The 25,892-nt window shown below is 44.9% G+C and carries 21 protein-coding genes and 2 tRNA genes; 15 read left to right on the top strand and 8 right to left on the bottom strand.

The window, feature by feature from the left end:
* The first annotated feature begins 7 nt into the window (after window positions 1-7).
* The 7 genes from FVR03_RS09055 to trmB are packed head-to-tail and all read left to right on the top strand — an operon-like array spanning window position 8 to window position 6,861.
* Window positions 8-1,699, top strand: a complete 1,692-nt coding sequence (locus FVR03_RS09055) for a TonB-dependent receptor (RefSeq protein WP_147921426.1) — start codon at window positions 8-10, stop codon at window positions 1,697-1,699.
* A gap of 5 nt (window positions 1,700-1,704) precedes the next feature.
* Entirely contained in the window at window positions 1,705-2,871 is a 1,167-nt protein-coding gene (locus FVR03_RS09050; protein WP_147921425.1) for an HU domain-containing protein, read from the top strand.
* A 55-nt stretch (window positions 2,872-2,926) separates the two neighbouring features.
* Window positions 2,927-3,580: a MotA/TolQ/ExbB proton channel family protein gene (locus tag FVR03_RS09045; protein ID WP_147921431.1), complete on the top strand. Its 654-nt coding sequence runs from the start codon at window positions 2,927-2,929 to the stop codon at window positions 3,578-3,580.
* A 2-nt stretch (window positions 3,581-3,582) separates the two neighbouring features.
* Entirely contained in the window at window positions 3,583-3,975 is a 393-nt protein-coding gene (locus FVR03_RS09040; protein ID WP_147921424.1) for an ExbD/TolR family protein, read from the top strand.
* 11 nt (window positions 3,976-3,986) lie between these two features.
* Window positions 3,987-4,901, top strand: coding sequence for a hypothetical protein (locus FVR03_RS09035; RefSeq protein ID WP_147921423.1), 915 nt, complete (start codon window positions 3,987-3,989; stop codon window positions 4,899-4,901).
* A gap of 6 nt (window positions 4,902-4,907) precedes the next feature.
* A complete protein-coding gene (locus tag FVR03_RS09030) occupies window positions 4,908-6,203 on the top strand; it encodes a bifunctional folylpolyglutamate synthase/dihydrofolate synthase (RefSeq protein WP_147921422.1) in 1,296 nt (431 codons plus the stop codon).
* A gap of 1 nt (window position 6,204) precedes the next feature.
* Entirely contained in the window at window positions 6,205-6,861 is a 657-nt protein-coding gene (trmB, locus tag FVR03_RS09025) for a tRNA (guanosine(46)-N7)-methyltransferase TrmB (RefSeq protein ID WP_147921421.1), read from the top strand.
* A 496-nt stretch (window positions 6,862-7,357) separates the two neighbouring features.
* Here trmB and smc read toward each other — a convergent pair whose 3' ends face one another.
* Window positions 7,358-10,894: a chromosome segregation protein SMC gene (smc, locus tag FVR03_RS09020; RefSeq protein WP_147921420.1), complete on the bottom strand. Its 3,537-nt coding sequence runs from the start codon at window positions 10,892-10,894 to the stop codon at window positions 7,358-7,360.
* A gap of 517 nt (window positions 10,895-11,411) precedes the next feature.
* Between smc and FVR03_RS09015 the strand changes: the two genes are divergently transcribed.
* Window positions 11,412-11,972, top strand: coding sequence for a hypothetical protein (locus tag FVR03_RS09015; RefSeq protein WP_147921419.1), 561 nt, complete (start codon window positions 11,412-11,414; stop codon window positions 11,970-11,972).
* Window positions 11,973-11,990: 18 nt separating this feature from the next.
* Here FVR03_RS09015 and FVR03_RS09010 read toward each other — a convergent pair whose 3' ends face one another.
* The 3 genes from FVR03_RS09010 to FVR03_RS09000 all read right to left on the bottom strand — a co-directional run bounded on the left by FVR03_RS09010 (window position 11,991) and on the right by FVR03_RS09000 (window position 14,683).
* The gene (locus FVR03_RS09010; protein ID WP_147921418.1) at window positions 11,991-12,830 is read right to left on the bottom strand and encodes a DUF3298 and DUF4163 domain-containing protein; all 840 of its coding nucleotides are present in this window, start codon (window positions 12,828-12,830) and stop codon (window positions 11,991-11,993) included.
* A gap of 436 nt (window positions 12,831-13,266) precedes the next feature.
* Window positions 13,267-13,932, bottom strand: coding sequence for a DUF4159 domain-containing protein (locus FVR03_RS09005; RefSeq protein ID WP_147921417.1), 666 nt, complete (start codon window positions 13,930-13,932; stop codon window positions 13,267-13,269).
* Window positions 13,933-13,966: 34 nt separating this feature from the next.
* Window positions 13,967-14,683 carry a 16S rRNA (uracil(1498)-N(3))-methyltransferase gene (locus FVR03_RS09000; RefSeq protein WP_147921416.1) on the bottom strand — a complete coding sequence of 239 codons (717 nt, stop codon included), beginning with the start codon at window positions 14,681-14,683 and terminating at the stop codon, window positions 13,967-13,969.
* Window positions 14,684-14,746: 63 nt separating this feature from the next.
* On the opposite strand from FVR03_RS09000, the gene FVR03_RS08995 reads away from it, so the two are divergent.
* Window positions 14,747-16,306, top strand: coding sequence for a putative hexosyltransferase (locus tag FVR03_RS08995; RefSeq protein ID WP_147921415.1), 1,560 nt, complete (start codon window positions 14,747-14,749; stop codon window positions 16,304-16,306).
* 14 nt (window positions 16,307-16,320) lie between these two features.
* Here the strand turns inward: FVR03_RS08995 and pckA are convergent, their stop codons facing one another.
* Window positions 16,321-17,934: a phosphoenolpyruvate carboxykinase (ATP) gene (pckA, locus tag FVR03_RS08990; protein ID WP_147921414.1), complete on the bottom strand. Its 1,614-nt coding sequence runs from the start codon at window positions 17,932-17,934 to the stop codon at window positions 16,321-16,323.
* A 229-nt stretch (window positions 17,935-18,163) separates the two neighbouring features.
* On the opposite strand from pckA, the gene FVR03_RS08985 reads away from it, so the two are divergent.
* A complete protein-coding gene (locus FVR03_RS08985) occupies window positions 18,164-19,558 on the top strand; it encodes a peptide MFS transporter (RefSeq protein WP_147921413.1) in 1,395 nt (464 codons plus the stop codon).
* 649 nt (window positions 19,559-20,207) lie between these two features.
* Here the strand turns inward: FVR03_RS08985 and FVR03_RS08980 are convergent.
* Window positions 20,208-20,281: transfer RNA gene (locus FVR03_RS08980), tRNA-Asp, on the bottom strand.
* Between the two features lie 58 nt (window positions 20,282-20,339).
* Window positions 20,340-20,413 (bottom strand) — tRNA-Asp (locus FVR03_RS08975).
* A 213-nt stretch (window positions 20,414-20,626) separates the two neighbouring features.
* Here FVR03_RS08975 and FVR03_RS08970 point away from each other — a divergent pair.
* From FVR03_RS08970 to FVR03_RS08950, 5 genes are all read left to right on the top strand, one after another.
* Window positions 20,627-21,580 (top strand): acetyl-CoA carboxylase carboxyltransferase subunit alpha, encoded by a 954-nt coding sequence (locus FVR03_RS08970; RefSeq protein ID WP_147921412.1) that lies wholly within the window; start codon window positions 20,627-20,629, stop codon window positions 21,578-21,580.
* 133 nt (window positions 21,581-21,713) lie between these two features.
* A complete protein-coding gene (locus FVR03_RS08965) occupies window positions 21,714-22,556 on the top strand; it encodes an MBL fold metallo-hydrolase (protein WP_147921411.1) in 843 nt (280 codons plus the stop codon).
* 2 nt (window positions 22,557-22,558) lie between these two features.
* On the top strand, window positions 22,559-23,332 hold the full coding sequence (locus FVR03_RS08960) for a patatin-like phospholipase family protein (protein WP_147921410.1): 774 nt from the start codon (window positions 22,559-22,561) through the stop codon (window positions 23,330-23,332).
* A 119-nt stretch (window positions 23,333-23,451) separates the two neighbouring features.
* On the top strand, window positions 23,452-24,084 hold the full coding sequence (locus tag FVR03_RS08955; protein ID WP_147921409.1) for an autotransporter outer membrane beta-barrel domain-containing protein: 633 nt from the start codon (window positions 23,452-23,454) through the stop codon (window positions 24,082-24,084).
* An 88-nt stretch (window positions 24,085-24,172) separates the two neighbouring features.
* Window positions 24,173-24,724 (top strand): 1-acyl-sn-glycerol-3-phosphate acyltransferase, encoded by a 552-nt coding sequence (locus FVR03_RS08950; RefSeq protein WP_147921408.1) that lies wholly within the window; start codon window positions 24,173-24,175, stop codon window positions 24,722-24,724.
* A 149-nt stretch (window positions 24,725-24,873) separates the two neighbouring features.
* Here FVR03_RS08950 and FVR03_RS08945 read toward each other — a convergent pair whose 3' ends face one another.
* A complete protein-coding gene (locus FVR03_RS08945) occupies window positions 24,874-25,746 on the bottom strand; it encodes an alpha/beta hydrolase (RefSeq protein ID WP_255474138.1) in 873 nt (290 codons plus the stop codon).
* Window positions 25,747-25,892: the final 146 nt, after the last annotated feature.

Below are 25,892 nucleotides of genomic sequence, written 5' to 3'. Positions count from 1 at the left end.
TAGCAACATGAAAAATAAATTTAAGTTAGCCTCACTTGCCATTGTATTTAGTGTTGGTTACAGTTTCATGAATACGGTGCAGGCGCAAGGCGGCACTGGCTGGGGCGAAGGAGCAAAATTGGAAGACGCGCAGGTAGTAGTGGAGAAAAACCGTGTGATAGAATTGCCCAGGGCTGCCCGTAACTTCGAAAAGTTCAGAATTGACCCGCCGGAGCCGCAGGAGCGAAATGTCCGTTACCGGTTCAACGATTACCGTTTGTCGTCGCAGGACATTAACCTGCAGATGAAAGTGCTGACAATAAAGCAGGATGAACTCACCAAGTTGTATGGCAATTACCTGAAAGCCGGTATTGGCAATTACGGCACGCTGTACCTGAAGGGGTATTTCCATAACAAACGTAGCACTGAGGGCGCGTATGGTGCAGAGGTCAGCCATGTGGCCTCTTCCCGAGGACCAGTCGACAGAGCCAACTCCGGTGTTGCCAACTCCAGCGTGAGTGCTCATGGCGAAAAATATCTGAAAGGCTTTACCATTGGCGGTCGTGCCGGCTATGGCCGCGACCAGTATTATTTTTATGGCTATGAACCATCTCTTGAAACTGTTATAGACAGAGACTCTATAAAACAGGTATTTAACCGTTTTCATGCTGATGCCTTCTTTCATAACGAAACATCCGGTTCACCATTTATTTATAGAGCCGACCTCAAGTTTAATCATTTAAACGATAGGTACGACATGAGCGAAACGGGCATAATGGGCAATATTACAGGCTCTTATGCTATAGATGACGTATCCGGCTTTAAGGTGGCGGCTGTTGTTGGAACGCTGTCGCATAAAGACTCTGCCAATGTTAGCCGATCGTTTTTTAAGTTAACGCCTACCTACGAGCGCCAGCTGGGTGTATTAAATGTTAGCCTGGGTGCCAGGTTAGCTTTTACTGCCGATACGGTGAACAATGCCCGCAGCACGAACATTTATCCGGTAGTTAGGCTGGGGGTTGAGCCAATAGAGGGTAAATTAAAGATCTATGGTGGCTTCCAGGGCGACCTCGACCGCACTACTTTGTATCAGCTGACGCAGGAGAACCCATTTCTGGCACAGAACGTAAATGTGGCAGATGTGAACAAGACACTGGAGCTATATGGTGGTTTATCGGCTAACATTGCCAATTATGTGCACATAACAGGTCGGGTAGCCTACCAGAATTTCAGGAACCTGTATTTCTATAACAACTCCAGAACCGATTCAACTAAGTTTGAACTGGTGTATGACAATGGCGTCACAAATGTTTTAAATTTATATGCGGAGGCTGTCTTTAACTATTCCGATGAGGTGCGTGTGGGATTAAAAGCTGATTATAACAGTTATAGGACCGAAACCTTAGAGCAACCGTTCCACCGTCCTGAACTGATGGCTAGTGTGTTTGCCACCTATAACTTCTACGATAAGATTCTCTTTAATTCAGAACTTTATTATATTGGTAGCTCGTTTGGCCGTATACTGCGTCCGGACGGCACTACGGTGATTCGCGAAACAGATAATATTGTAGATCTGAACCTGAAGGCTGACTATAAATTCTCCAGCCGCTTTACCGCCTTTGTTATGGCGAATAATATATTAGGTCAGAAATATGAGCGATTTGTAAATTACCAAAACAAAAGCGTTAACTTAATTGGAGGTGTTACTTATTCATTTTAAAGCCTATGGTTGATAAGCAAATAGAACAGCTACTCCGAGAGCACGATTGTGTGATTATACCGGACTTCGGTGGATTGATCGCCCGCTATGTCTCTGCCCGGATACAGCCCGTGAAGCATGCGCTGTTGCCTCCTTCCAAAAAAATAGCTTTTAATGAAAAGCTTGTCCTGAGCGATGGGCTGCTTATTAGCGCTGTAGCCCGCCATAAAAATGTAAGCCAGGAAGATGCCGGGCAGCTGGTGGCAGACTTTGTGGCCAAAGCAAAGCAGAAGCTTCAGGAAGAGAACCGGTTTATGCTCCAGAATATTGGCTCGTTCCGCTATAATGTGGAGCGAAAACTTGAGTTTGTATTTGCAGAAGGCGATAACCTGCTGGATGCGAGCTTTGGCTTGCCAGACTTAGTAGCCAGACCACTTAGAGCCAGTGAGCCTGCTGTTCTAAGAACGCTTGTAAAAGAACGTCAGCCTGTAGCGCTGGCTGCTAAACCAACCTTCCGGAGCCGGCTTAAAAAGGCCTACACCATTACAGCCGGATTATTAATTGGAAGTCTCACAGTTTCGGCGCTGTATTTGCTATCGTTACAAACAGATTACAACCTCAGCAGCTTAAACCCATTATCGTTGGTAGGTATAGGCGGAGGAACTTCACAAGGGAAAATATTCTCGAAGTATGCACCAGATTTTGTGCCGCTAACCGAAGAAGAACGGTTAGGGTGGTACTTGCCTTTAGCCCCAGTGCCAACTCCGACAGAAGAAGCGGCTCCCTTAGGACCATTTGTCTCTTCTGAAGCAGAAATTCAGGATGAAAACACGGCTTTGGTTTTTGGAACTACTACTTTACCTGGTGAATCGGACAAGGCTGTAAATGAAATAGTTAAATCGGAAGATGTTAAAGTAGTGCCGGCAAAAGAAGAAACACCCGCGCATATATTAGCAGGCAAAACAGGCCGTTTTTACATTATTACTGGAGGTTACTCCAGCCTTAAAAACGCAGAAGTAAGCCGTGCCGAAATCAAAAAGAAACAAATAGAAGCTAAAATATTGCTTCCTGCGCCAGGCCATAAATTACTGCGGGTATCAGTAGCCGATTTTGCTACCCCAGAAGAGGCGGCAGCAGCCATAGGAACATATAGAAAAACTTTCGGAGAAACAATTTGGGTACTTAATAATTAACATGACATCATTTCTTTTACAAATTACGCCTGCTGTCCATGCGGACACAGCTTCTATGCTTACGCCTGGTGTTGAATCGGCTGATGCTTCTGTCGGACTTATAGATCTTGCCATGGCAGGAGGCTGGGCCATGATTCCGCTTGCCATGTTGTCGTTAGCAGGCGTTTACATTTTCGTGGAGCGCTACCTGACCTTGAAAAGGGCAGCCAAAAACCCGGAAGGCTTCCGGGACCGGATTAAGCACATGGTACTGGCCGGCGATATAAACGGCGCTAAAATGCTTTGTGCCCAAACCGGCACACCTGTATCTAAAATGCTGGAAAAAGGTATTTCCCGAATTGGTAACCCTTTAAAAAATATTGAGACTTCTATAGAGAACACCGGTAAAATTGAAATGGCTCGCCTGGAGAAAAATCTGGCCGGGTTGGCTACCATTGCTGGTGCTGCGCCCATGCTCGGATTCCTGGGTACTGTAACCGGTATGATCCAGGCATTTATCGCGATTGCGCAGGCAGAAGGATCTGTAAGCCCGCAGCTGCTATCTGGTGGAATCTACGAAGCGATGGTAACGACTGCTACTGGCCTGATTATAGGTCTGCCAGCCTATGTAGGGTACAACTACCTGGTGTCTAAGATCGACAGCATCGTGCATGACATGGAGTATACCTCCATCGAGTTTATTGATCTATTACAAGAACCCCAACATTAAGAATGAATCTTCGCTCAAAAAACAGGATCAGTGCTGATTTCAGCATGTCGTCCATGACAGACATTATTTTCCTGTTGCTCATTTTTTTCATGCTTACCTCAAACTTCGTGACCCCAACAGGCTTGCCTGTAAGTTTACCAAAAAGTTCTGTGTCTAACATAACTATGCAGAAAGTTAATGTAACCGTTACAGAAGACTTAAGGTTCGCTTTGAATGGAAAAGAGGTGGCCTTCTCAGACCTTCAGCCACAACTGGCAGCCCTTTTGCAGGGAACAGAAGATGGGGTTGTTGTGTTACACGTAGATAAGGCGGTGCCTGTTGAGCACCTGGTGAAGGTAGCAAGCATTGCCTCTAACCTGAATGCTAAAATTACGCTGGCTACCGAGCCTGAGTAAAATGAAAGAAGATGGATATAGCGATCATACATGAGGAAGAAAAGAATAAAAAGATAGCGGCAGTTGTCAGTGTGATACTGCACGCGCTTATTATTCTGCTTCTGTTTTACTTGATGGCCTGGCGCCCGCAGGATCCTCCGGCCAAAGATAATGGCATAGAAATTAACTTTGGATTAAGCGCTGTGGGTAGCGGGAATGTGCAGACTACTGCCACTCCCAATGAATCTAAGAATGTACAGGATAGCAAGCCAGCGCCTACACAGCCTGACCCTCAGCCAGAACCAAAGCCGGTAGCGGCAAATCCACCTGCACCTACCAGACCTGTAGAAACGCCTAAAGTGGTAACGACTACAGCTGATGCCCCGGTAGCTGTGAAAGAGGTAAAAGAAGTTGCCAAACCTACTCCAAAACCGGAGCCTAAAGTAGAGCCTAAAAAGGAGCCTGAGAAACCAGTAGAGGAACCGAAGAAAGAGCCGGAAAAGCCTAAGTCGCTGTACCCGGGCAAGCCTACCGAAAGTACAGGAACTGGTAAAGCCGGAACCTCTAACGAAGCAACCGGCAACAACAACGGCGACGATATAAATAAAGTAGGCGATAAAGGCTCTCCAGACGGAAAATTAGATGCAAAAGCACTTTATGGCAAAGCAGGTGGTGGTGCCGGTGGCCTGGACATGGCTGGCTGGCGCTACGAAATCGAACCCAAACGTGACCCTTATCCTAATGAGTCCGGGATTGTAAAATTCAGGATCAGTATTAATGGAAATGGCGAAGTAATAAATATTTCCCTGATTGAGAGTAATGTATCGCCTCAGGTAAGAAAATGGTATGAGGACCAATTGCGGAAAACTTCTTTTATCCGAACAGGCGGTGGAAATACTAATGCTGGTGCGACTGGAACTGTAACTTTTGTAATTAAATCGAACTAGTTTTTCATGACATACCAGGAGTGCCTTGCGTATCTCTATGAGCAATTGCCGATGTACCAACGCATCGGCAATGCTGCTTTTAGGAAGAGCCTCGACAATATAATCTTTCTTTGTGATGCCCTTGGTCAGCCTCAGCATAAGTTTAAAACCGTGCATGTGGCTGGTACAAACGGCAAAGGCAGCAGTTCCCACATGCTGGCAGCCGTGCTGCAAAGCGCCGGCTACAAAACCGGGCTTTACACATCGCCACACTTAAAATCGTTTACAGAGCGTGTTCGGGTAAACGGGGCAGAACTGGAACAGGACTATTTAGTAAACTTTGTTAGCTTACACAAGGAACTGTTTGAGAAAATCAAGCCTTCTTTTTTTGAAATGACTGTTGCGCTGGCGTTTGAGTATTTTGCGCACCAGCAGGTAGACATTGCCGTAATAGAGGTTGGCTTAGGCGGCAGGCTCGACTCTACGAATATAATTCAGCCGGAGGTAGCGCTGCTTACTAATATAGGCTATGACCATCAATCTATTTTAGGTGATACGCTGGAGGAAATTGCCGCCGAGAAAGCTGGTATCATAAAACCTGCCACACCAGCAGTGGTTAGCACCAGGCAGCCTGAAATTGCACACGTCTTCATCTCGAAGGCCATCCAGCAAGATGCTCCTTTAGTTTTTGCCTCCGATCAGTTTAAAATAGAACTTCAGTATGCGAGCCTCGAGAAACAGGTGGTTCTGGTGGAGAATTCTAAAGGAACGGAGATTTTATCTGATTTAGAACTTGACCTGACGGGGCAGTATCAGCACCTGAATTTGCCTGGAGTGTTGCAGGCCGTAGAGGTGCTCCGCGAACGCGGCATAACTATTTCAGAGCAGGCACTTCGGCAGGGGCTGGCACAAACCAAAAGCTTAACAGGTCTTAAAGGTCGCTGGCAGATTTTAAGCCATAACCCTTTAACTGTTTGTGATACAGGTCATAATGAGGATGGGATTAAACAAATTGTACAGCAGCTGCAGTCGCTAAACCCTAAGCAGGTACACCTGGTTTTTGGTGCCGTAAACGATAAAGATATTACCACAGTACTACAATTGCTTCCCAAAACCTATACCTATTATTTTTGCCAGGCTCAGATTCCAAGAGCATTAGCAGTAGGTGAACTGCAGCAGCAGGCGCAGGTACTTGGGGTCAAAGGAAATGCCTATAACACAGTAGCTGATGCTATAAAAGCAGCCAAAGCAAATGCGGCCCCCGATGAGGTAATTTTTATTGGAGGTAGTACATTTGTAGTTGCAGAGATAGAAGAACTTTAAAATGTCGAGATCGAAACTTAAAAAATTTAGTGAAATAGCAGAACGGGAGAATGTTCTGGAAGAAGGTAATGAACTGTATGGCCAACTGGGCGGCAGATGGGATGAGTTGCATTTTGAAAACTCAAACCCGATTGTGCTGGAGATTGGCTGCGGAAGAGGGGAATATACTTTGGGTATGGCTCGCTTATTACCAGTGAAAAATTTTATTGGGGTTGACATTAAAGGAGCACGGCTCTGGAAAGGCAGCACGATTGCCATGGAAGAAGGACTCGATAATGTGTCTTTTTTGCGAACCTATGTGGAGCAGATTGCAGATCAATTTGCTCCAGGAGAGGTGTCTGAAATCTGGATTACCTTCCCGGACCCGCGACCAAAGGACCGAGATATTAAACGCCGCCTTACCTCACCACGTTTTTTGGCGCTTTACAAGCATTTGCTGAAGCCAGAAGGTATTGTACACCTTAAGACCGATAATCTGGAACTATTTGAATATACACTGGAGGTGCTGCAGGAAACGCCTATCAAAAACTTAATGTCGACAACAGATCTTTATCAGTCTGATCTGCAGGAATATACGATGGGGATTTATACCAAATACGAAACACAATATCTGCAGGAAGGCATACCTATAAAATACCTGCAGTTCCAGTTTAGTTAAAATCTATCTTTGCCAGCTGCTAAAGTCTGGCAGACCCTTGGAGGTTTTTAGATGCATTTCCTTCTGAAGGCTGTTTTTATTGGAATAATTGGTGGCATACAGCACGAAGGGCATCTGAAATTATATTAATCTAATTGCCGCTGCAAGCTTTCAGCTCGTGGTTGTTCCCAGCGGCGAGTTTTCAACTCGCGTAAGTAGAAGGCCTTATGCGCTTACGGCCTGATTATGAATTCAAGCTAACAAGGGTATTTTTGTTGCTTGCCTTCCTGAGTCTGAATTTCAGGTTCATGCGAGTTGAAAACTCGCTTCATGTAATACCACGAGCTTATAGCTCACGGCAGCAATATAGTTTAGTAGTTCGTATCGCATTCATGGAGACCTAGTAAAAAGCCTCTGGTCCATAAGCTTCACCTTAGTGAAGCTTATGGACCAGAGGCTTTTTTTATGAATGTTTACCGAGTAAAATTCATTCTTTCACTCATTCAAAATACAAACATTAAGCTATCTGGCGTAAATCTACCGGAATAACTCTGGATATGCCTGCTTCGATCATGGTGATGCCATACATAACATCGGTAGAAGCCATGGTGCGTTTGTTATGCGTTACCACAATAAACTGCGATTCGTCAGAGAATTTGCGGATAATGTTGTTGAATTTGTCGATGTTGGCATCGTCAAGTGGGGCATCTACTTCATCGAAAATACAGAACGGTGCTGGCTTAAGCAGGTAAATGGCGAACAGTAGAGAGATTGCCGTTAACGTTTTCTCGCCTCCGGAAAGCTGGTTGATGGTGAGAGGCCGCTTGCCTTTTGGTTGAGCCATAATCTCGATCTTGGACTCCAGCGGGTTTTTCGGATCTGTCAGCACCAGGTCGCAATTATCTTCGTCGGTAAAAAGGCTGCGGAACACCAGCATGAAATTGTTCTTGATCTGGGTGAAGGCATCCAAGAATTTTTCGCGGGCAACGGTATCTATCTCATTTATAGTATCGATAAGGGTGTTTTTGGCGTTTACCAGGTCATCGCGTTGCTCGGTAATGAAGCGGTTGCGTTCCTCAATCTCGGTATAAGCCTCGGCCGCCATGGCATTTACCGGACCCATTCGGTCGAGGCTGGCTTTTACAGAGGCGATCTGCACCTTTAGTTCCTCGTTTGTTAAGGCGAATAGCTCAGTTGGTGTTTCAGGTTCCTGCTGCAGGTCTTCCGGCGTTAGGTTAAATTCAGCTACCAGACGCTCCTGCACCGAAACCAGTTTAATCTGGGTGTCAGAAATCGTTTTTTGCATCTGCATGAGCAATTCATCAGCGTTCTGGCGTTTGCGCTGCAGATCACGGATCACTTTTTCTTTCTCTTCGAGGTCGCCGCGTAAGGTAAAGTATTTCTTCTCTATTTGCTCCAACTCGTACCCAAACTCGCGCCGTGCTTCGGTCATGGCTTCTACTACTGCTTCGTTTTCCTCAATAAAAGCGCTGGCTTGTACTGTTTCTTCTTCCGCACGCACCATTTCCTGACGAAGTCCTTCTATACGTTCCTGGTTCGTTTCAACAGATTTCTGTTTGTAGCTGATTTCCTGCTGTAAGCTGGCGAACCGGTTTTTGAGCTGGTGAAACTGGATGTTCTCCTGGTTATACCTACCCGAGATAACAGCAATTTGCTCCTGCTGCCTGTCAACATGGGAGGTGTGCACAGCCAGTTCCTCCTCCAGCCTTTTTAACTCCTGCTGGTCTGCCTCCGCCTGTGGCGATACCTCCTCCGACTGTAGTTGCAGTTCTTCGAGGCGTTGCTGCAGTTCGGCCTGTTTCAGGTTAAAGTTCTGGATGTTCTGCTGGTGCTGCTCGTGCTTAATGCGCACGGCCAGTAACTCCTGTTGCTGCCGGGCAACTTCTTTTTCGAGTTGCTTGATGATATCTTTCTGCGACTCGCCTTTGTAGTTTAACAGAATCTGGTTCTGGGTGTTGATGCGGCTCTGCATCAGGTCGGCCTGCTGTGTCAGCTCCTGTACTTCCTGCTCCAGCTTTTCCAGGTTCTGTTTGCGGCCCAGGCGGTTGCCGTCGAACATACCTACTGAGCCTCCTGATAGGCTAAGCGGTTTTTTTATGGCCGAACCGTCTTTCAGGATAATGGTGCGGTAGTCGTTGTCGTAAAAATTGTCGGGTGTGGTGTCGCTGATGTAGACGTTGTTCAGGATATATTTGAGTAGACTGCTGTATTTCTTATCGGCTGTTACCACTTCGTAAGCAGCTTTCATCTTTCCTTCCGAAAACGTTCCGGTCGGCTCCAGTTCTTCCACCTCCGCAAGGATAATGAAATTTGCCCGACCTTTGTTTTCCTGTTTCAGCAGCTCCGTAGCCTCTACCGCATCTTCCAGCGACTCCACTACGAAAAAGTTCATGTAAGGCTCCAGGTAACTCTCGATCAGGTTTTTGTATTCCGGTTCGCACACAATTATATCTGATAGGAGCGGGGCAGGCTTCGACCACTCTTCTGACTGGTACAAAAATTTGATAGCCTCCGGAAAGCCTTCGAGGTTTTCTACAAGCGATTTTGTGAGGCTGTATTGGTTTTGTTTCGCATCTAGGGCGCGGTTGAGCTCCACTAGCTGCTCCTTCAGGTTGTCGAGGTTGCCTTCTGTTTTCTCTATATCCTGCAGTAGCGTCTCTTCTTTTGCCTGAAGCCGCACCAGCACCGATGTTTTTTCTTCCAGAATTTCCTGCGCCTCCTGCAGTTGCTCCTGGAGTACCCGGGCATCTTCGTCGGCTGTAAGTTGCTGCTGCTGCAGCCGCTCCATGTCGGAGTTGATGTTCTGGATCTGTACCTCGCTAATTTCCAGCGATTTGTTTATCTGATACACCTGGTTCTGCTTCTGGCGTTGCTGCTGTGTCAGGTCCTGCACATTCTCGAGCAAGGTCTGCTTTTGCTCGTTGGCCTCCTGCAGTTGTTCTTTCAGGGCCTGTACCTGCTCCTCGGCTTCAGCAAAATTGTCCTGCACGGCCTCCAGTTCCTCCCGCAACTGCACAATGCTGTCCTGGGTGTGGTCGAGGGTGGCGGTGTCCTGGCTTATCTGCTGGCGGAGCTGCTGCATACGCTCCTTTAAAAAGTAGTTGCGCTCCGATTTCAGTTTGATGTCGTTCTCCAGTTGCCGCAGCTTAGCTGTCTGTACCTGCATGGTTTTCTGGCTCTCGCTCAGTGCCTCCTGCGTCTGGTTCAGCTCCTCTTTCTGGTCGGCAATAGCATTTTCAGCTTCTGTTACGGTCTCTATGTAGTTCTCCTTCAGCGATGTTTCCCGTTGTAAATCATCTTCGAGGCGCTGCAGGGTGTCCTGGTGCTGCGAGATGTTGCGGCGTGCAAACTCGATGCTGTGCTTCTTGTAGTCGTCGCGTAGCTGGAAATACCTAATCGCCTGCTTTGCCTGCCGCTCCAGGGTCTTCATGTTTTTGCCTATCTCAAAGAGCACATCCTCCACACGTTCAAGGTCTGCATCGGTTTCTTCGAGCTTTTTGAGCGTCTGCTTTTTGCGCACCCTGAACTTCGAAATACCTGCAGCTTCCTCAAAAAGCAACCTGCGGGAGTTTTCTTTGTCGTTGAGGAGCTCATCTACCATCTTCAGCTCAATAATGGCGTAGCTGTCGGAGCCGATGCCCGTATCGAGAAAGAGTTCGTTTATGTCTTTGAGGCGGCAGGTGACGCCGTTGAGCATGTATTCGCTGTCGCCGGTGCGGTAGTATTTGCGGGTAACGGTTACCTGCGAGTACTCGGTTGGCAGAATGTTTTTGTTATTGTCGAAGGTAATGGAAACCTCGGCCATTTGTACAGGCTTGCGGGTTTTGGAGCCGTTAAAGATCACGTTCTCCATTTTGTCGGACCGCAGATTACGGGTACGCTGCTCCCCAAGCACCCACCGGATGGCATCAACAATGTTTGATTTGCCACAGCCGTTCGGCCCTACAATTCCGGTTATGCCTTCATCAAAATTGATGACAACCCGATCCCCAAAACTCTTAAATCCTTTAATCTCTAATCTTGATACTTGCATGCACGTGAGCTGGTACTCTTCAAACCAAACCCAAAATTAAGACTAAAATTGTTATGTTGAAGCGGAATAGAAGGTAGAAATTTAAATTTAAGCTTCAGTAGGCTATTCTGAATAAACTTACCCTTGGCACTTTTTTACCAGTTTTGCTTTTGAAGGCCTTTTTCATTTAAATAATTTGGTTGATGGTTGTTAGTTGTTGATTGGTAGGAGATATAGAATGCGACTTCACTTATCAGATTCAGTAATTGCATATGTTTGAAAAATACGACACACAAATCACGACACACGATTTTTTATCATTTGTATTGAGGGTGTAACAAATTCGGATAAGTTGTGTCGCTTTTTATTATTGATTTATTTAGCAAAGATGGAGAAGATGAATGAATAGTTTAACTGCTATGCTATGAGTGCTTTGCTCATTTACAGCCAGCATCTGTCGATGTAGTTCAGAAATACCTGCCGGTGAAGTAGCCAGAAGCGATAGAGATTTGCTATATTTGAGTAGAAAGGCGAACCTATGGAAGATTTAAAACCGATTCTTTATGTACTGGCTGCAGTGGCGTATTTTGTGTACTCTTTCTGGCGCAAAGCATTTAAAGATAACCCGGAAGTAAAACCGCCGGATGAGCTGCCGGAGCAGAACAGAAGACCTGTTGCCAGTAGGCCGCAGCCACAGCAGCCCCATGGGCCACCAACGTCGTTTGAGGACATTTTAAGGGAACTGCAACCGAAGCTTGACAAGGCAAAGGAGCAGGGGCGCACCTCCATAGATACCGCAAAAGAGAAGGCGAAGCCAGTTGTATTTCCATCTGCTCCTGCTCGCAGTTATGAAGCAACCAAACCGGCAGAACGTTCTTTAGAAGCGCCTTTAGAGTTAATAGAAGCCCGAAGAAAAGCCGAAGAAGCCCGTCGTACAGCCGATCGTTTAGCCGCCAGAGCAGCAGCCTCGGCCATACCGGTTGCACCCGTACCACAGGAGCCGGCAAGTAAACATCGTATTGCAGCCATGCTCCGCAACCCCAAAACGGTACGCGATGCTGTTATTCTTTCTGAGGTTTTACAGCGCAAACAGTTTTAGAGCTTTTACCTTCTGAGCTTACTTAACTGGTTTATAGGCTTTTGGAAGTAATTCATGTAGCTCCTTGTAGGTGAGCAGTAGTTCTATGTGCCCGAAAACGTAAGGAGCAATCTCGTACGGATTGTAGTGCAGGAGCAGCCCTTTTTCGGTCAGGGCGCTGTTCTGTGGCAGCGGGAGCCTGTCGCCATCAACGAAGAGCCCTGCCTCAGCCAAAGGTTTATCCTTAAAATCCGGGATTTTTTTTCGTAATGCTTTTTCGGCAAGCTGCATCAGTTGTATGGTGTCGGGCACCATGTCGGGCAATAGCAGTTGTTTGCCAGACACGGTAAAACTCTGCAGGCTAGTGTGCGTGTTGGGGTGTGCTCCGCCTGTGTAACTGTATTGCTGCAGGCTGATGCTAAGTATGTTGCCAGCTTTGTAAATGGCTTGCGATGACACCTGTAGCTCCCATGGCCGCACCGGAAACCCTGATTTACCAGATTCTGAGGCATAAGCGTCGTAGTTTTTAATAAAGTTGGTAGCCAGATCGTTAGCAGCATTATCGGTAGGAGCGGAGATGTCTGCATCAGGATTAAAGTCTAGCTGGAGCTTTGTCAGGCGGTCCTCGAGGTAGCTGTTCCAGCTGTTCCGGAGCGAGTCGGGTGTTCCTGTTGCTTTAAAGTAGTTTATTGACACAGTGGCGCAGTTATCCGGTTCTGTTTTACAACTTTCAGAAACTTTCTCCAATCCGTAGGCTTCAAATGCAATATTATTTGTAGTTTCTGTTTCTGCTGTTGTTGTTTCATCGGTAACAGCTGGCTGGCAGCTGCTTATGCCTACAAGTGCTACCAGTAAAGTGAGCCGTGCTAACTTTTTCAAAAGCTTAAAGTTTTGTGAGGGTGGAAGAAGGGGGTTGATGTATTGTTCTATCAGTTCTTGAGTTTTTATAGTAGAGATCTATTACCAACTGCTACTGGCGGTTTAGTCTGAGTAAGTATAACCGTATCTGCCCGACCAAGAGCATCTTTTTCAGCAGCGTTGCAGGGTTTAGTTTTGCAACAAAAAAAGGAGAAGAACCCATCAAGAAAAGATGCCGGCTCCATTTGTGCACCTGGCAGACGTGTTCGCTCCGTTGTTACCCGCCGAATAATTTTAAAAAATTGGCTACCGTAAAATCAATTATTCTAATGGAATTGCCCTTCCAAAGAAATAGGAGCGTTTTTAGTTCAAGGGTACAGCGCTTTATTTAAGTTTGGTTGATTTACCTACTACAAAAGCTGTTTCTGCAGCTTCATTCTGAGGCAACCTTATTAGCTTATAGATATTGGGTGAGGGCGAAGGTAATGATGTTGGCACCCATGCGAAGGGCTTCCTGGCGCTTGTTCTCCGGATCATTGTGTACTTCTGGGTCTTCCCAACCGTTGCCTAAATCTGTTTCGTAGGTGTAAAAGCAAACCAGGCGGCCTTCGTGCACAATGCCAAAGCCTTGGGGCGGTTTGTTGTCGTGCTCATGTATTTTAGGCAACCCATTTGGAAACGGGTATTTCTGATGATAGATGGGGTGTGAGAAAGGGAGCTCTACAAACTCGTATTCCGGAAAAACCTTCTTCATTTCTTTTCTGATGTACTGGTCGAGACCATAGTTATCGTCGATGTGCAGGAAGCCTCCACTCAGCAGGTAGCTCCGCAGGTTCAGGGCTTCCGCATCAGAGAACACTACATTACCGTGGCCTGTCATGTGCACAAAGGGGTACAGGAACAGTTCCGGACTTCCTACTTCAACCACACTTTCCTCCCGGGCTATATTCATGCTCAGGTTCTGGTTGCAAAACCGGATAAGATTAGGCAACGAAGTTTTGTTAGCATACCAGTCGCCGCCACCATTGTACTTTAGCTTCGCGATTTTAAAATTTGGTGCCTGTGCTCCTGAAAGGCTCCAGGCCAGCACCAGCGTCAGGGTCAGACAAAGGGTTCGTATCATAAAAAAAATATTCTCAGAATTAGGGTTGCCCGTATTACAACGGGTCACATATGTCGTGCAGTATGTGCAGGGTATGGCAGGCAACTAAAGCTGCAGTTTCGGTGCGAAGCCTGCTGCTGCCTAAGGTTACAGGTTTTATGCCTGCCTCGTACGCTGCCTGAATTTCCTGTTTTGAAAAATCGCCTTCAGGACCAATTAAAATGCAGTGAGGCTGCCCCGGTTTATACATTTGCCGGATGCTCTTGGTTGCATCATCTTCTAAATGCGCTATAAACGTGTGTTGGGCATCGCATTGCATTATAAATTTCTGGTAAGGCATCATGTCGTGCAGTAGGGGCAAAAATCCTTTCTGCGATTGTTTCATGGCACTGACGGCAATTTTCTCCATTCTGTCTAGCCGCAAATTTCTGCGCTCCGAGTGTTCACACTCCAGAAAAAATATTTTGCTGATTCCGATTTCTACGGCCTTCTCAACGAACCACTCCATCCGGTCTAAGTTTTTTGTGGGTGCCACGGCTATTTGGGCCACATAAGGCAGTTTGCCATAATCTACCTGTTTATCTATTATTTGTAGCTGACAGCGTTTTGGATGCGCCTCCTGAATAATGGCAGTAAATAGTCCGCCTTTACCATCTACCAGGTGTACGGTATCACCCTGTTGCAGTCTCAGCACACGCGTACAATGTTTCGATTCTTCCTCTGGCAAGGTAAATAGTTCTCCTTCGATATGGGGGGTGTAGAAGAGATGCATTACTTTCGTGTTTCTGTTAAATCCTAAATTTAGGAAAACAAGCTATAAAATAGGCAATTTTTAATGGTTAAAGATTTTTTTGCAAGGTGGTACTCTGTGCTGCTTCCCGTTCTACTTGTTAGTATAGGAATTTTTTTCTTTTTCTCTCATTTCACGTTTGGCCCAGGCATCACAAACGACTCCGTTGATTATATAGGTACTGCTAGAAATTTAATTCAACAGGGATCCTTTATAAGTTACGATAATGCGCTCTATTCTGATTGGCCGCCGCTCTACCCACTGATATTAGCTTTTCTTCAAATATTATTTAAGGATAACTTTTACACAGCAGTGCTAGGACTTAACAGTATTTGCCTTGTTGTTACTGCTTTTTTGATCGCTAAAATTTTAACTAAAGTGTGTGAACCAGGACTTGCTTTAGCTGGCGCTTTATTTTGGATAACCGCCTATACTAATCAAGCTGTATATGCTTATGCCTGGACAGAACCTGTGTACATGGTTTTTACAACAGCCTTTATATTTTATCTAATCCAATTAAACCAAAGACGCACACTTTATTTATTAGTCGGGGCTTCAATTTTTGCTTCCATGGCAGCTTTAGTGCGGTATTCAGGTGTAGTGAATATTGTATTAGGCACAAGCTTCCTTCTTTATGGAACAAGTAAATTAAAGGAGGGGCCTATTTACCGAATTAAAAGTTCTTTCCTATTTGCTACTCTTTCATTTGCTCCCTTAGCTGTTTGGCTTGGAAGAAACTTCTTCTTGACTGGCACACTGACAGGTGCTGGCAGGCCCCCTGTTGCCCTTTTGAACATTAAATACAATATTGTCTCTACCATACAGATTTTTGGTGAATGGGTTTTTCCCTTTCCCAGAGTTGAGGGAGTAGTTTATATAACGAGCTTCTTACTAACTGTTTATGTAGCTTTTCATATTAAATATTTAATGCCTAAAAAGAGGGAAACAGCAAATAATGCCGGCTCTACAAAATCATTTGTTCTATCTTTTTGCCTATGGCACACCATTTTGTACAGCGCTTTAATTACTTACAGTGCCGTAGTTAATTCTATCGTTGCACCAGACATTAGGTTAATGAGTCCAGCACTTTTAACTTTTATTCCTTTACTTGTACATGATGTACAGATACTATTTGCAAAAAAGCATGTATTTACAAGAGTAGCGGCTTATGGAGTTTTAACTTTTTTGATAGGCAGAAATATTTACGACACCTCTATTTTAATGGCAACTGCAGCAACTAATGGAGTAGACAGCCTGAGAAATAAAAAATGGATAGAATCTGAGCTTTTGATAGCCTACCATAATTTTTATCCGGAATTAGCCACTATTGGAAAAGTTTATAGCAATATACCAGCAGTATTTTATCTATATAATGTAGCATCAGTAGAACCACTAAACAGAAAACATATGCATGTGCTTTCAGAAAAATTTTTTGCTGATCCTCATACTAAATTTGTTATTTGGTTTGGTGAGAAAGAAAATTTCGAGAGTAAATTATCTAAACAAGCTCCTTCTTTAGCTTGTCATGTTCTACAGGTTTTTCCGGAAGCAGTTATTTATAAAGTAAGCCTATTCAAAGCTTCTGCGCCCAGCAAAGAACCTTAAATGGGCTTAGTAAATTAAACCGTTACTTCAGCATGCGGCGCGCCTGCCAATATTTCTTCGTTGGCAAAGTCAGCATATTTAGAGAAGTTCTGCACAAACGAATTAGCTAATTCATTGGCTTTTGCATCGTAGGCTTCCGGGTCAGTCCAGGTACTGCGTGGATTTAATATCTCGGCAGGTACCTCTGGGCAGGTTTGTGGAACATCTATTCCAAATACCGGATGCTTCTTGTAAGTTACTTGGTCTAAAGCACCAGTAAGAGCTGCCTTCAGCATGGCACGCGTATAGGTTAACTTAATACGACTACCAATTCCGTACGGGCCGCCGGTCCAGCCTGTGTTTACCAACCATACCCGTGCGTTGTGCTTATTCATTTTCTCACCAAGAAGTTCGGCATACTGAGTTGGGTGCAGCGGCAAAAAAACTTCCCCGAAACAAGCTGAAAATGTTTTTCTGGGTTCTTTAACGCCTACCTCGGTGCCCGCTACTTTTGCAGTATAACCCGATATGAAATGGTACATCGCCTGGCTCTTGTTCAGCTTCGAAATAGGCGGTATTACACCAAAGGCATCGGCAGTAAGGAAAAATATGTTTTTAGGAATTCCGGCTCTTGATGGCTCCAAGGCATTGGGTATAAAATGGATAGGGTAGGCTGTGCGGGTATTTTCAGTAACCGTTTTATTCTCAAAATCTACCGTTCGGGTACCTTCGTAGAAGCGGGTATTTTCCAGGATGGCTCCGAACTGGATAGCATCCCAGATCTCCGGCTCTTTTTGGCGGGTAAGGTCTACAACTTTGGCATAGCATCCGCCTTCAAAGTTGAAAATGCTGTCGTCTGTCCACCCATGTTCATCATCACCGATCAGGTTCCTGTCTGGGTCTGCTGACAAAGTTGTTTTACCGGTGCCAGATAAGCCAAAAAATATAGCTGTATCGCCTTCTGTGCCAATATTGGCCGAGCAATGCATCGACAATACCTGTCGCTCGTGCGGCAATGTAAAGTTCAACACAGAGAATATTCCCTTTTTTATTTCTCCTGTGTAACCAGTACCACCAATCAGTATAATTTTTTTTGAGAAGTTTATAATTGAGAAATTTTTGCTGCGAGTGCCGTCTGCAACCGGATCAGCCTCGAACTCCGGGATACAAATAACGGTGAACTCCAGGGTGTGCTCGGCTAGTTCCTGCTCTGAAAACCGCAGGAACATGTTATGGCTGAACAAGTTGTGCCATGCCTGAGTATTAACAACCCGAACAGGAAGCCGGTATTCCGGGTGGTCGCAGGCATAGGCGTCTCTCACGTAGAGGGTTTTGCCTTCCAGGAAGCTAATCATTTTTGCAAACAGCTTATCGAACTTTTGTGGGTCAAAAGGAATGTTAATTTTGTTCCACCAGACTGCCTCTGCTGTTTTGTCGTCTTTAACAATAAAACGATCTTCTGGTGACCGACCTGTAAATTCACCGGTGTCGCACATGAGTGCGCCCGTATCTGCGAGCAAACCTTCTCCATTTTTTAAGGCTTCTTCAATTAGTTCGGCCGGGCTCAGATTCCAATGTTCTTCTGCAGCATTTAAAATACCAAGTCTTTCCAGACCTTCGGGATGTACTTTTTTTCCAAATTTTTTCATGTAGATTGTAGTTTGTTAAAAATGTGTTTTTACAAAAGCAATAGTTTTTCCTGTAGTGGTATTGTAGCGTGTGAGTAGAATAGGCAAGCCATGAGGCTTGTATGCAGGTTCTTACGGATTTAAAGTAAATTAGGTAAGCTAAAAGGATTTGTCAATAATTGTTTAAACTGATATATTTACCTGTTTAGGAACAAACACTACACATCTTACTTTCACTTTAACTACATCTATGTCTTCAGAAGAATACCCGATCAATGATCAGGTTAGCAAGCACAACATTCCGTATGGCGCTAGACCTACGGATGTAGACTCAAAGCACCCGCGATCGCTTTACATGCTGTTTTTTACGGAAATGTGGGAACGGTTCAGTTACTACGGTATGCGCGCCTTACTTACGCTTTATTTAATTACAGAAGTTTCTGCGGGAGGTCTGGGCTGGAGTGCTGCAGATGCAACGCAGCTTTATGGTATTTATACCGGTTTGGTTTATGTAACACCTGTTATAGGCGGTTACCTGGCCGATAAGTATCTTGGCTTTAGATCGGCTGTCTTTATTGGTGGTATAATTATAGCACTAGGGCATGGTGCCCTGGCAATTGAGGCGATGCCCTCATTTTACACCGGATTAGGTTTACTCATTATCGGTACTGGCTTTTTTAAACCGAATATCAGTTCTATGGTTGGCCAGCTTTACCCGGAAGGTAGCAAACTGAAAGATTCTGCTTATACCATATTCTACATGGGTATTAACCTGGGTGCATTTTTCGGAGCTCTTATTTGTGGCTATCTTGGCGAGAAAGTAGGCTGGCATTGGGGTTTTGGTGCTGCTGGTATCGGTATGCTGCTTGGCCTGGTGCAATTTTATATCGGGCAGAACCAGTTAGGCTCAATCGGACTTAAACCCGCTCCCGTAGATAAAACAAAAGCTGTAATGCCTAAAGAGCCGCTCACCAAAGTTGAGAGAGACAGGCTCATCGTTATTCTGGCGCTCTCGTTTTTCTCAATTCTGTTCTGGCTGGCCTTCGAGCAGGCGGGTTCTTCCATGAACATTTTCGCCTACAAGTACACCGACAGGTACATCGATTTCCTTGATTTTGAAGTACCTGCCACCTGGTTCCAATCGGTAAACTCGTTCTTTATCTTCACCCTGGCGCCTTTCTTCTCTATGCTCTGGGTATTCCTTTCTAAAAAGAAGCTGAATCCGGCAGGTCCTTATAAGTTTGCTATCGCACTGGTGCTTTTAGCGCTTGGCTTTGTGGTACTGGTAGTTGGTGCCTCTTCTATTCCGAAAGGAGCTGAAACAGCAGGTGTAAGCATGTTCTGGCTGGTTTTTGCTTATATGCTGCACACCATGGGTGAGCTTTGCCTGTCGCCGGTGGGCCTTTCTTTTGTAAATAAACTTTCGCCGTTGCGCCTGGTTGGTTTAATGTTCGGTGTCTGGTTTGGCGCTTCTGCCATAGGCAACTACCTGGGCGGAGCCTTAGCTGGTATGATTGAATACATGTCGCAAACACAGACCATGTCTAACTTCTTCCTGATCTTTGTTAGTATTGCTGCCGTTTCAGCACTTATACTATTCCTGTTCGGTAAGAAACTGGAGAAACTCATGCATGGGATAAAATAGAATTTAAGTACCTCAAAGTAAATGAAAAAGCCGTTGCTACTCTTTAGTAACGGCTTTTTTGCATCTAGAGAATTTTTAAGAAACCAAAAGTACCTAAAAATCTATGTATACCACTAAGGTAGCTTAAGCGAGCTTTTCTCTGTGTTAATTAGGCACTTTATTTAAGTAAATGGACAGCAGGTAGAAGTACCGGCCGTTTGTCAGAGAAGTAAAGCAGGGGATAAGCCTCCCCACTAATTTGGCGGTGTTACATGAATTATTCTAATGAAATAACCCTCCAGAAGCTTAAAACGCATTAATTAGTCAAGGGTAAACATCATGCGGAGACTAGACCAACAGTCATAGCAACAGTCATAGATGAAGCTTGTAAAAGCCGTAGAGCAACTTATAGGCCTGTAAAAAATCGAGGAAATTGAAAGACACGTTTAGTCAGGTTTATCCCTCAATAAGCAAGGGTCCTTAATTAACTAATATTCAGCTTTATACCCCCAATTTCTAATTTGCACTATTCATTATCGGAGGCAGCTAGACTATTGCAGGTATGGTAAATAAGTTTAGCCGGTATATCAGGTTTACAAGAAGAGAAATGGCAGCAGGGGAGGATTAAAACGCAAAAAGCTCCTCAGCGATATGCTAAGGAGCTTTTATGCGGTCTGGACGGGACTCGAACCCGCGACCTCCGCCGTGACAGGGCGGCATTCTAACCAACTGAACTACCAGACCAATACTTTTAATACGGAGAGCCTGCTGCTCTTTTTTAATGTTACCGCAGTTTTACCTGCGGTCTGGACGGGACTCGAACCCGCGACCTCCGCCGTGACAGGGCGGCATTCTAACCAACTGAACTACCAGACCGTTTAGCCTTATCGTTTAAGGTGATGCAAATGTAGAGGGTTAATTTTAATTGTGCAAGCCCCATGCTGCATTTAAATGCATTATTTTCTTTAAAAATCTGTAAAGTATTCAGTTTCACTAATTTTAATTTTTATCTGAAGTTAAAATTCACTTCTGCCATTCCACTATAAGTTTAAACCGTTAAATTTGTAATGAAAAATAGCGCGATACGATATGCTTTTGGATTTTGAACAACCCATTGCCGCACTAGAAGGCAAGCTACAAGAAATGAAGAAACTGGCCAGCGAAAATCAGGTCGATGTTTCGGAGGCGGTAAAGGCACTGGAAGAGAAAATTAAAACTCTTAAGAAAGAGACTTACGCCAATCTTACACGCTGGCAACGAGTGCAGCTTTCGAGGCACCCGCTCCGCCCTTACACCCTCGATTATATAGAAGGCATAACCGATAAGTTTATAGAACTGCACGGCGACCGCACCGTACGCGATGATAAGGCCATGATCGGGGGCTTTGGAGAAATTAATGGCCGTAGCATTATGTTTATCGGGCAGCAAAAAGGTCGGAACACAAAACAGCGCCAAAACAGAAACTTCGGCATGGCTAATCCGGAAGGGTACCGCAAAGCATTGCGCCTGATGAAAATGGCGGAGAAGTTCGGTAAGCCAATCGTTACTTTTATCGACACGCCAGGAGCATTTCCGGGCTTGGAAGCAGAAGAGCGTGGACAGGGAGAGGCGATTGCCCGCAATCTGAAGGAGATGTTTATGCTAAAGGTTCCCGTAATCTGTATTATTATAGGTGAAGGAGCATCTGGTGGGGCATTAGGCATTGCCATTGGCGATAAAGTGATGATGTTGGAGAACACCTGGTATTCGGTTATCTCGCCAGAATCTTGTTCTTCTATTCTGTGGCGCAGCTGGGACTACAAAGAACAAGCCGCAGAAGCCTTGAAGCTGACGGCAACCGATATGCTACAACATAAACTCATTGATGGCATTATAAAAGAGCCGCTTGGTGGTGCACATGCAGAGCCAGAGAAAATGAAAGCCATTCTGAAGAAAAAAATACTGACACTGCTCGATGAGTTGGATACGATAGAGCCGGAAGAACGCATTATGCAGCGTATCGAGAAGTTTTCCTCCATGGGTGTTGTGGTAGAAGAGTTCTAAGAGCTTTCTGAACAAGTACAGCAGCTAGTAAAGCAGCGGGAAAATTGCCGCAGGAATTTTAAGGAATTAATCTTTCTAAATTATACCTGCAGCCTGCTCTCCTGCGTTCAACCAGGTCTAAATTGCAGTAAGGATGAAGCTACACGTAATCGATACAGGCTTTTTCAAATTAGATGGTGGAGCCATGTTTGGCGTGGTGCCTAAAACATTGTGGCAGCGCACTAACCCTGCAGATGAGAACAACCTCTGCACCTGGGCCATGCGCTGTCTGCTGATAGAGGACGGGAACCGGCTCATCCTGATCGATAATGGCATTGGCGATAAGCAGGATGCGCGATTTCTTAGCCATTACTACCTCCATGGAGAAGCATCGCTAAAAGGATCATTAAAAAAAGCAGGCTTTGCAGCAGCAGATATTACCGATGTTTTTCTGACGCACCTGCACTTTGACCATTGTGGCGGTGGTGTAAAATACAAAAACAGCAACGGTGCGCTGGAGCTGGTGTTTCCGAATGCTACCTATTGGTCTAATGCAGGGCATTGGGAGTGGGCTACTAAGCCAAACGCGCGTGAAAAGGCATCCTTTTTAAAAGAGAATATTTTGCCCATGCAGGAGAGCGGCCATTTAAAATTTGTAGACCCTGCAGCAGCTTCACCTTTCCCGCAGTTCGATATTTTTTTTGCGGATGGGCATACCGATAAGATGATGGTGCCAATCATAAAGTACCAGGATGAGAAAATAGCCTTTATGGCAGATCTGCTGCCATCGGTAGGCCATATTCCTTTGCCTTATGTAATGGGGTATGATACCCGGCCATTACTAACCCTCCAGGAGAAGGCTGATTTCTTAAAGAAGGCTGCTGACGAAAAAATAGTTCTGTTTTTAGAGCACGACCCTGTAAATGAGTGTTGTACCGTGCAACATACCGAAAAAGGAATCCGTTTAGAGAGCACGTTTTCACTCAACACAATTTAAACATGAAGATAGGCCTTGCGCTGTCTGGGGGAGCTGCCAGAGGTGTGGCCCATTTGGGTGTTCTAAAAGCATTCGAAGAATTAGACATAAAAATAGATATTGTTTCAGGCGTAAGTTCAGGAGCCATAGCCGGAGTTTTTTACGCTGCTGGTTTTAGTCCCGACGAAATCCTGAAGCTGATAAAGGAATTAAGTGTATTTAAAATAGCCCGGCCTATATTCGGCAAAATGGGCCTGATGCACCTCGACGAGGTGGAGAAGCTGTTTTGTAAATACCTCGGCCCAAATGCCGTATTCGAAGACCTTAAATTTCCGGTTATTATTAGTGCCACAGAAATGAACGAGGGTGTCACCGCTTACTTCTCCAGTGGCAATTTAATCAAGCCTCTGCTGGCCACGTTGGCCGTTCCTATCTTATATCAACCGGTTTCGTATAACAATAAGCTGCTCTGCGATGGCGGGCTCCTCAACAACATGCCAATCGACCCATTACACTGCAACTGCGATGTTAAGATTGGTGTGCATGTAAACCCGATAAACCATAACGCTGACTTAAAATCCATCAGGAGCATGGTGGAACGGTCGGTGCAGCTGGGTATCAACAACAATGTAAAATTGCGTCTGCATTTATGCGACCTTTTGCTGGAGCCTCAGGAACTGAAACACTACCGCCTCACTAGTTTCAGGAAAGCCGATGAAATATTTGAAATTGGATACCGTTATACCCTCAATATGGAAAAACATATACGTCATCTGTTGCAGAACTTTAAAGCTTAAAATTAAAATATTGTAATCGAATAATCGATTATCGTTTTAATGAGCTACAGAATCTATAGAAAATTATATTTTAATTTCCGTCATAACACGTATAGCAATCTATATAAAACTTGAAATATATGTTAAAATATACATTTACTTTTTTAATCGCGGCACTTCCTTTTTTAGCACAGGCGCAGGAAAACCGCAGCTCCCTTTACCCTGCCAAAGTAAAGCAAGGATCTATTATGATGGGAGGAAACATTAGCGGGTCGTTCTACAAGTTCAACAATGGCCTGAACAGCAACAATGGCCTTTACCAGCAGGGAACCACCATACAAGCTTTAAGCCAGATTAAAGGAGGCTATTTTATAATTCCTGATCTGGTAGTAGGTCTTGAGCTGGATCACAACTACACCAGCACCGCCACTAAAACAGAGTCAGGCCGTCAGTCAAATGACCGATATACCTTGTTAGCCGGTCCGTTTGTAAGGTATTACCTCGACAATGGCATTTTTGGTGAGGTTACAGCAGGAGTAGGTACGCAGAACTTGATTAACAACAGATCAACGAACCTCTATGCCGGTTCAGTTGGTATTGGGTATTCACATTTTATAAGTGAGAAAATAGCGATAGAGCCGCTGCTATCGTTCCGGTACCTGCGCGAAACAAACACAGTAAACCATAACACACGGTTTGGCCCTATGATTGGTATTGGGGTTCAGGCTTACTTCTTGAAAGAAACAGCAAAAACTATTCGTCAAGGCCTATAAATTTTTGCAAAAATTTATTTTATAAACTCAGAAATTCTAATTTCGTGAGCCATTCTATAAGTAGTAGAATGGCTTATTTTTTTATAGCATGTTTTGGAGATTTGTAGCAAACTCAATTTTTAAAGTATCGGGCTGGAAACTGGTTGGAAATCTGGACCCGGAAGTTCGCAGATGTGTCATGATCGCAGCACCACACACCAGTAACTGGGACTTCATCTATGCCAGGGCGGCTTTTTATTTAATGGATGCGCCTATCAGGTTCACTATTAAAAAAGAATTTATGGGATTCCCGTTTGGAGGCCTGCTTCGGTCTATGGGAGCATTACCAATAGATCGCTCAAAGAACACCCGCATGGTAGACGCCATGGTTAAGATATTTAATGAAACACCGGGAGATATTTGCGTGATGGTGACACCGGAGGGGACCCGAAAATACCAACCCAGGTGGCGCAGAGGTTTTTACCATGTAGCATTAGGGGCGGGCGTTCCTATTGTGTTGGGCTACCTCGATTATTCCAGAAAAGAGGCAGGAGTTGGGCCAGCCATTTACCCATCAGGCGACATAGAGGCTGACATGGAGAAGATTTTTGCTTTTTACAGAACCAAGAAAGGTCGGTTTCCGGAGCAGGGGGTAAGGTAGTAGCTAAAGTCGCTTAATCAACCCTTGACCCTAAAATAGAAAAAGGCCTTCTGAAGGCCTTTTTCATTTAAATAATTTAAATACAATATTTGCTTCGCCAGCACAAAAAGGTAAGCTGCCTGCTTCTAGCTTAGCCGTGCAGGCTGTTGCTACTTTAAAAAACCATTGGTGCCTAACCAGTTGATGCCGCGCTCAAACCAAAGATCTTTGGTTGAGGCATTTACGAGGCCAAACCCGTGACCACCTTGTTGATAAATGTGCAGTTCGGCTGGTATATTGTTACGTAGCAGGGCCTGGTAAAACCGGATACTGTTTTCTGATTTAACAGCTTTGTCGTCGGAGGCATGAACTAAAAAAGTAGGAGGGGTTTGTGCTGTTACCTGTATATCATTTGAATACTCTTTCAGTTTAGCCTCTGTAGCGCCTTTTCCCAGCAGATTCTCAAAAGAACCCAGATGCGCTATTTCCTTTTCGCTGCTGATGACGGGATATATAAGCATCATGAAATCTGGTCGTAGATTAATGTTAGCCTGATTAGGAACTGTTGTCTTGGAAAGATGCGTACCTGCAGTCGAGGCTAGATGTCCACCTGCTGAAAACCCCAGTATACCTACCTTCTCAGTGTTTACCTGCCATTCTTTGGCGCGTTTCCGGACAAGCATAATAGCCTGTTGTGCATCTTGCAAAGGAGCCAGTTCCGGGTTTGCAGTAACTTTTGCATCTGGCAAGCGGTACTTCAGCACAAACGCTGTAATTCCTTGCTCATTAAACTTTTTAGCCACATCATATCCTTCGTGCCCTGATGCTAAGCGGGCATAACCACCTCCGGGGCAAATAACCACTGCTGTACCGTTTGCTTTGCCTTTAGGAGGCAAAAAAACAGTTAAAGTCGGTTTTCTTACGTTACTAATGCGTATAACCTCCGTTTTTTTTACCTGGTCTACCGATCGTTCTATCTTCTCTTCATCAGGGCCAGGTACTTCGTTCGGAATACCGCTTTCGTACAATGGAATTTCCAGCATGCTTTTCTGGCTATACACAGGAGCTGCATTAAACCAGGTTATAGAAAAAAGCAACAAAGCGCTTAAGGTTCTCTTAGAGAATATCATACCGTAACCGTTAAACCAACTAACACAAATTAATGCCTGCTATATAAACAAGCACACGT

The organism is Pontibacter qinzhouensis, from assembly GCF_008017455.1.
Lineage (GTDB): Bacteria > Bacteroidota > Bacteroidia > Cytophagales > Hymenobacteraceae > Pontibacter > Pontibacter qinzhouensis.
Note: the sequence above shows the minus strand (reverse complement) of the source record. Positions and strands in the feature narration are given on the sequence as shown.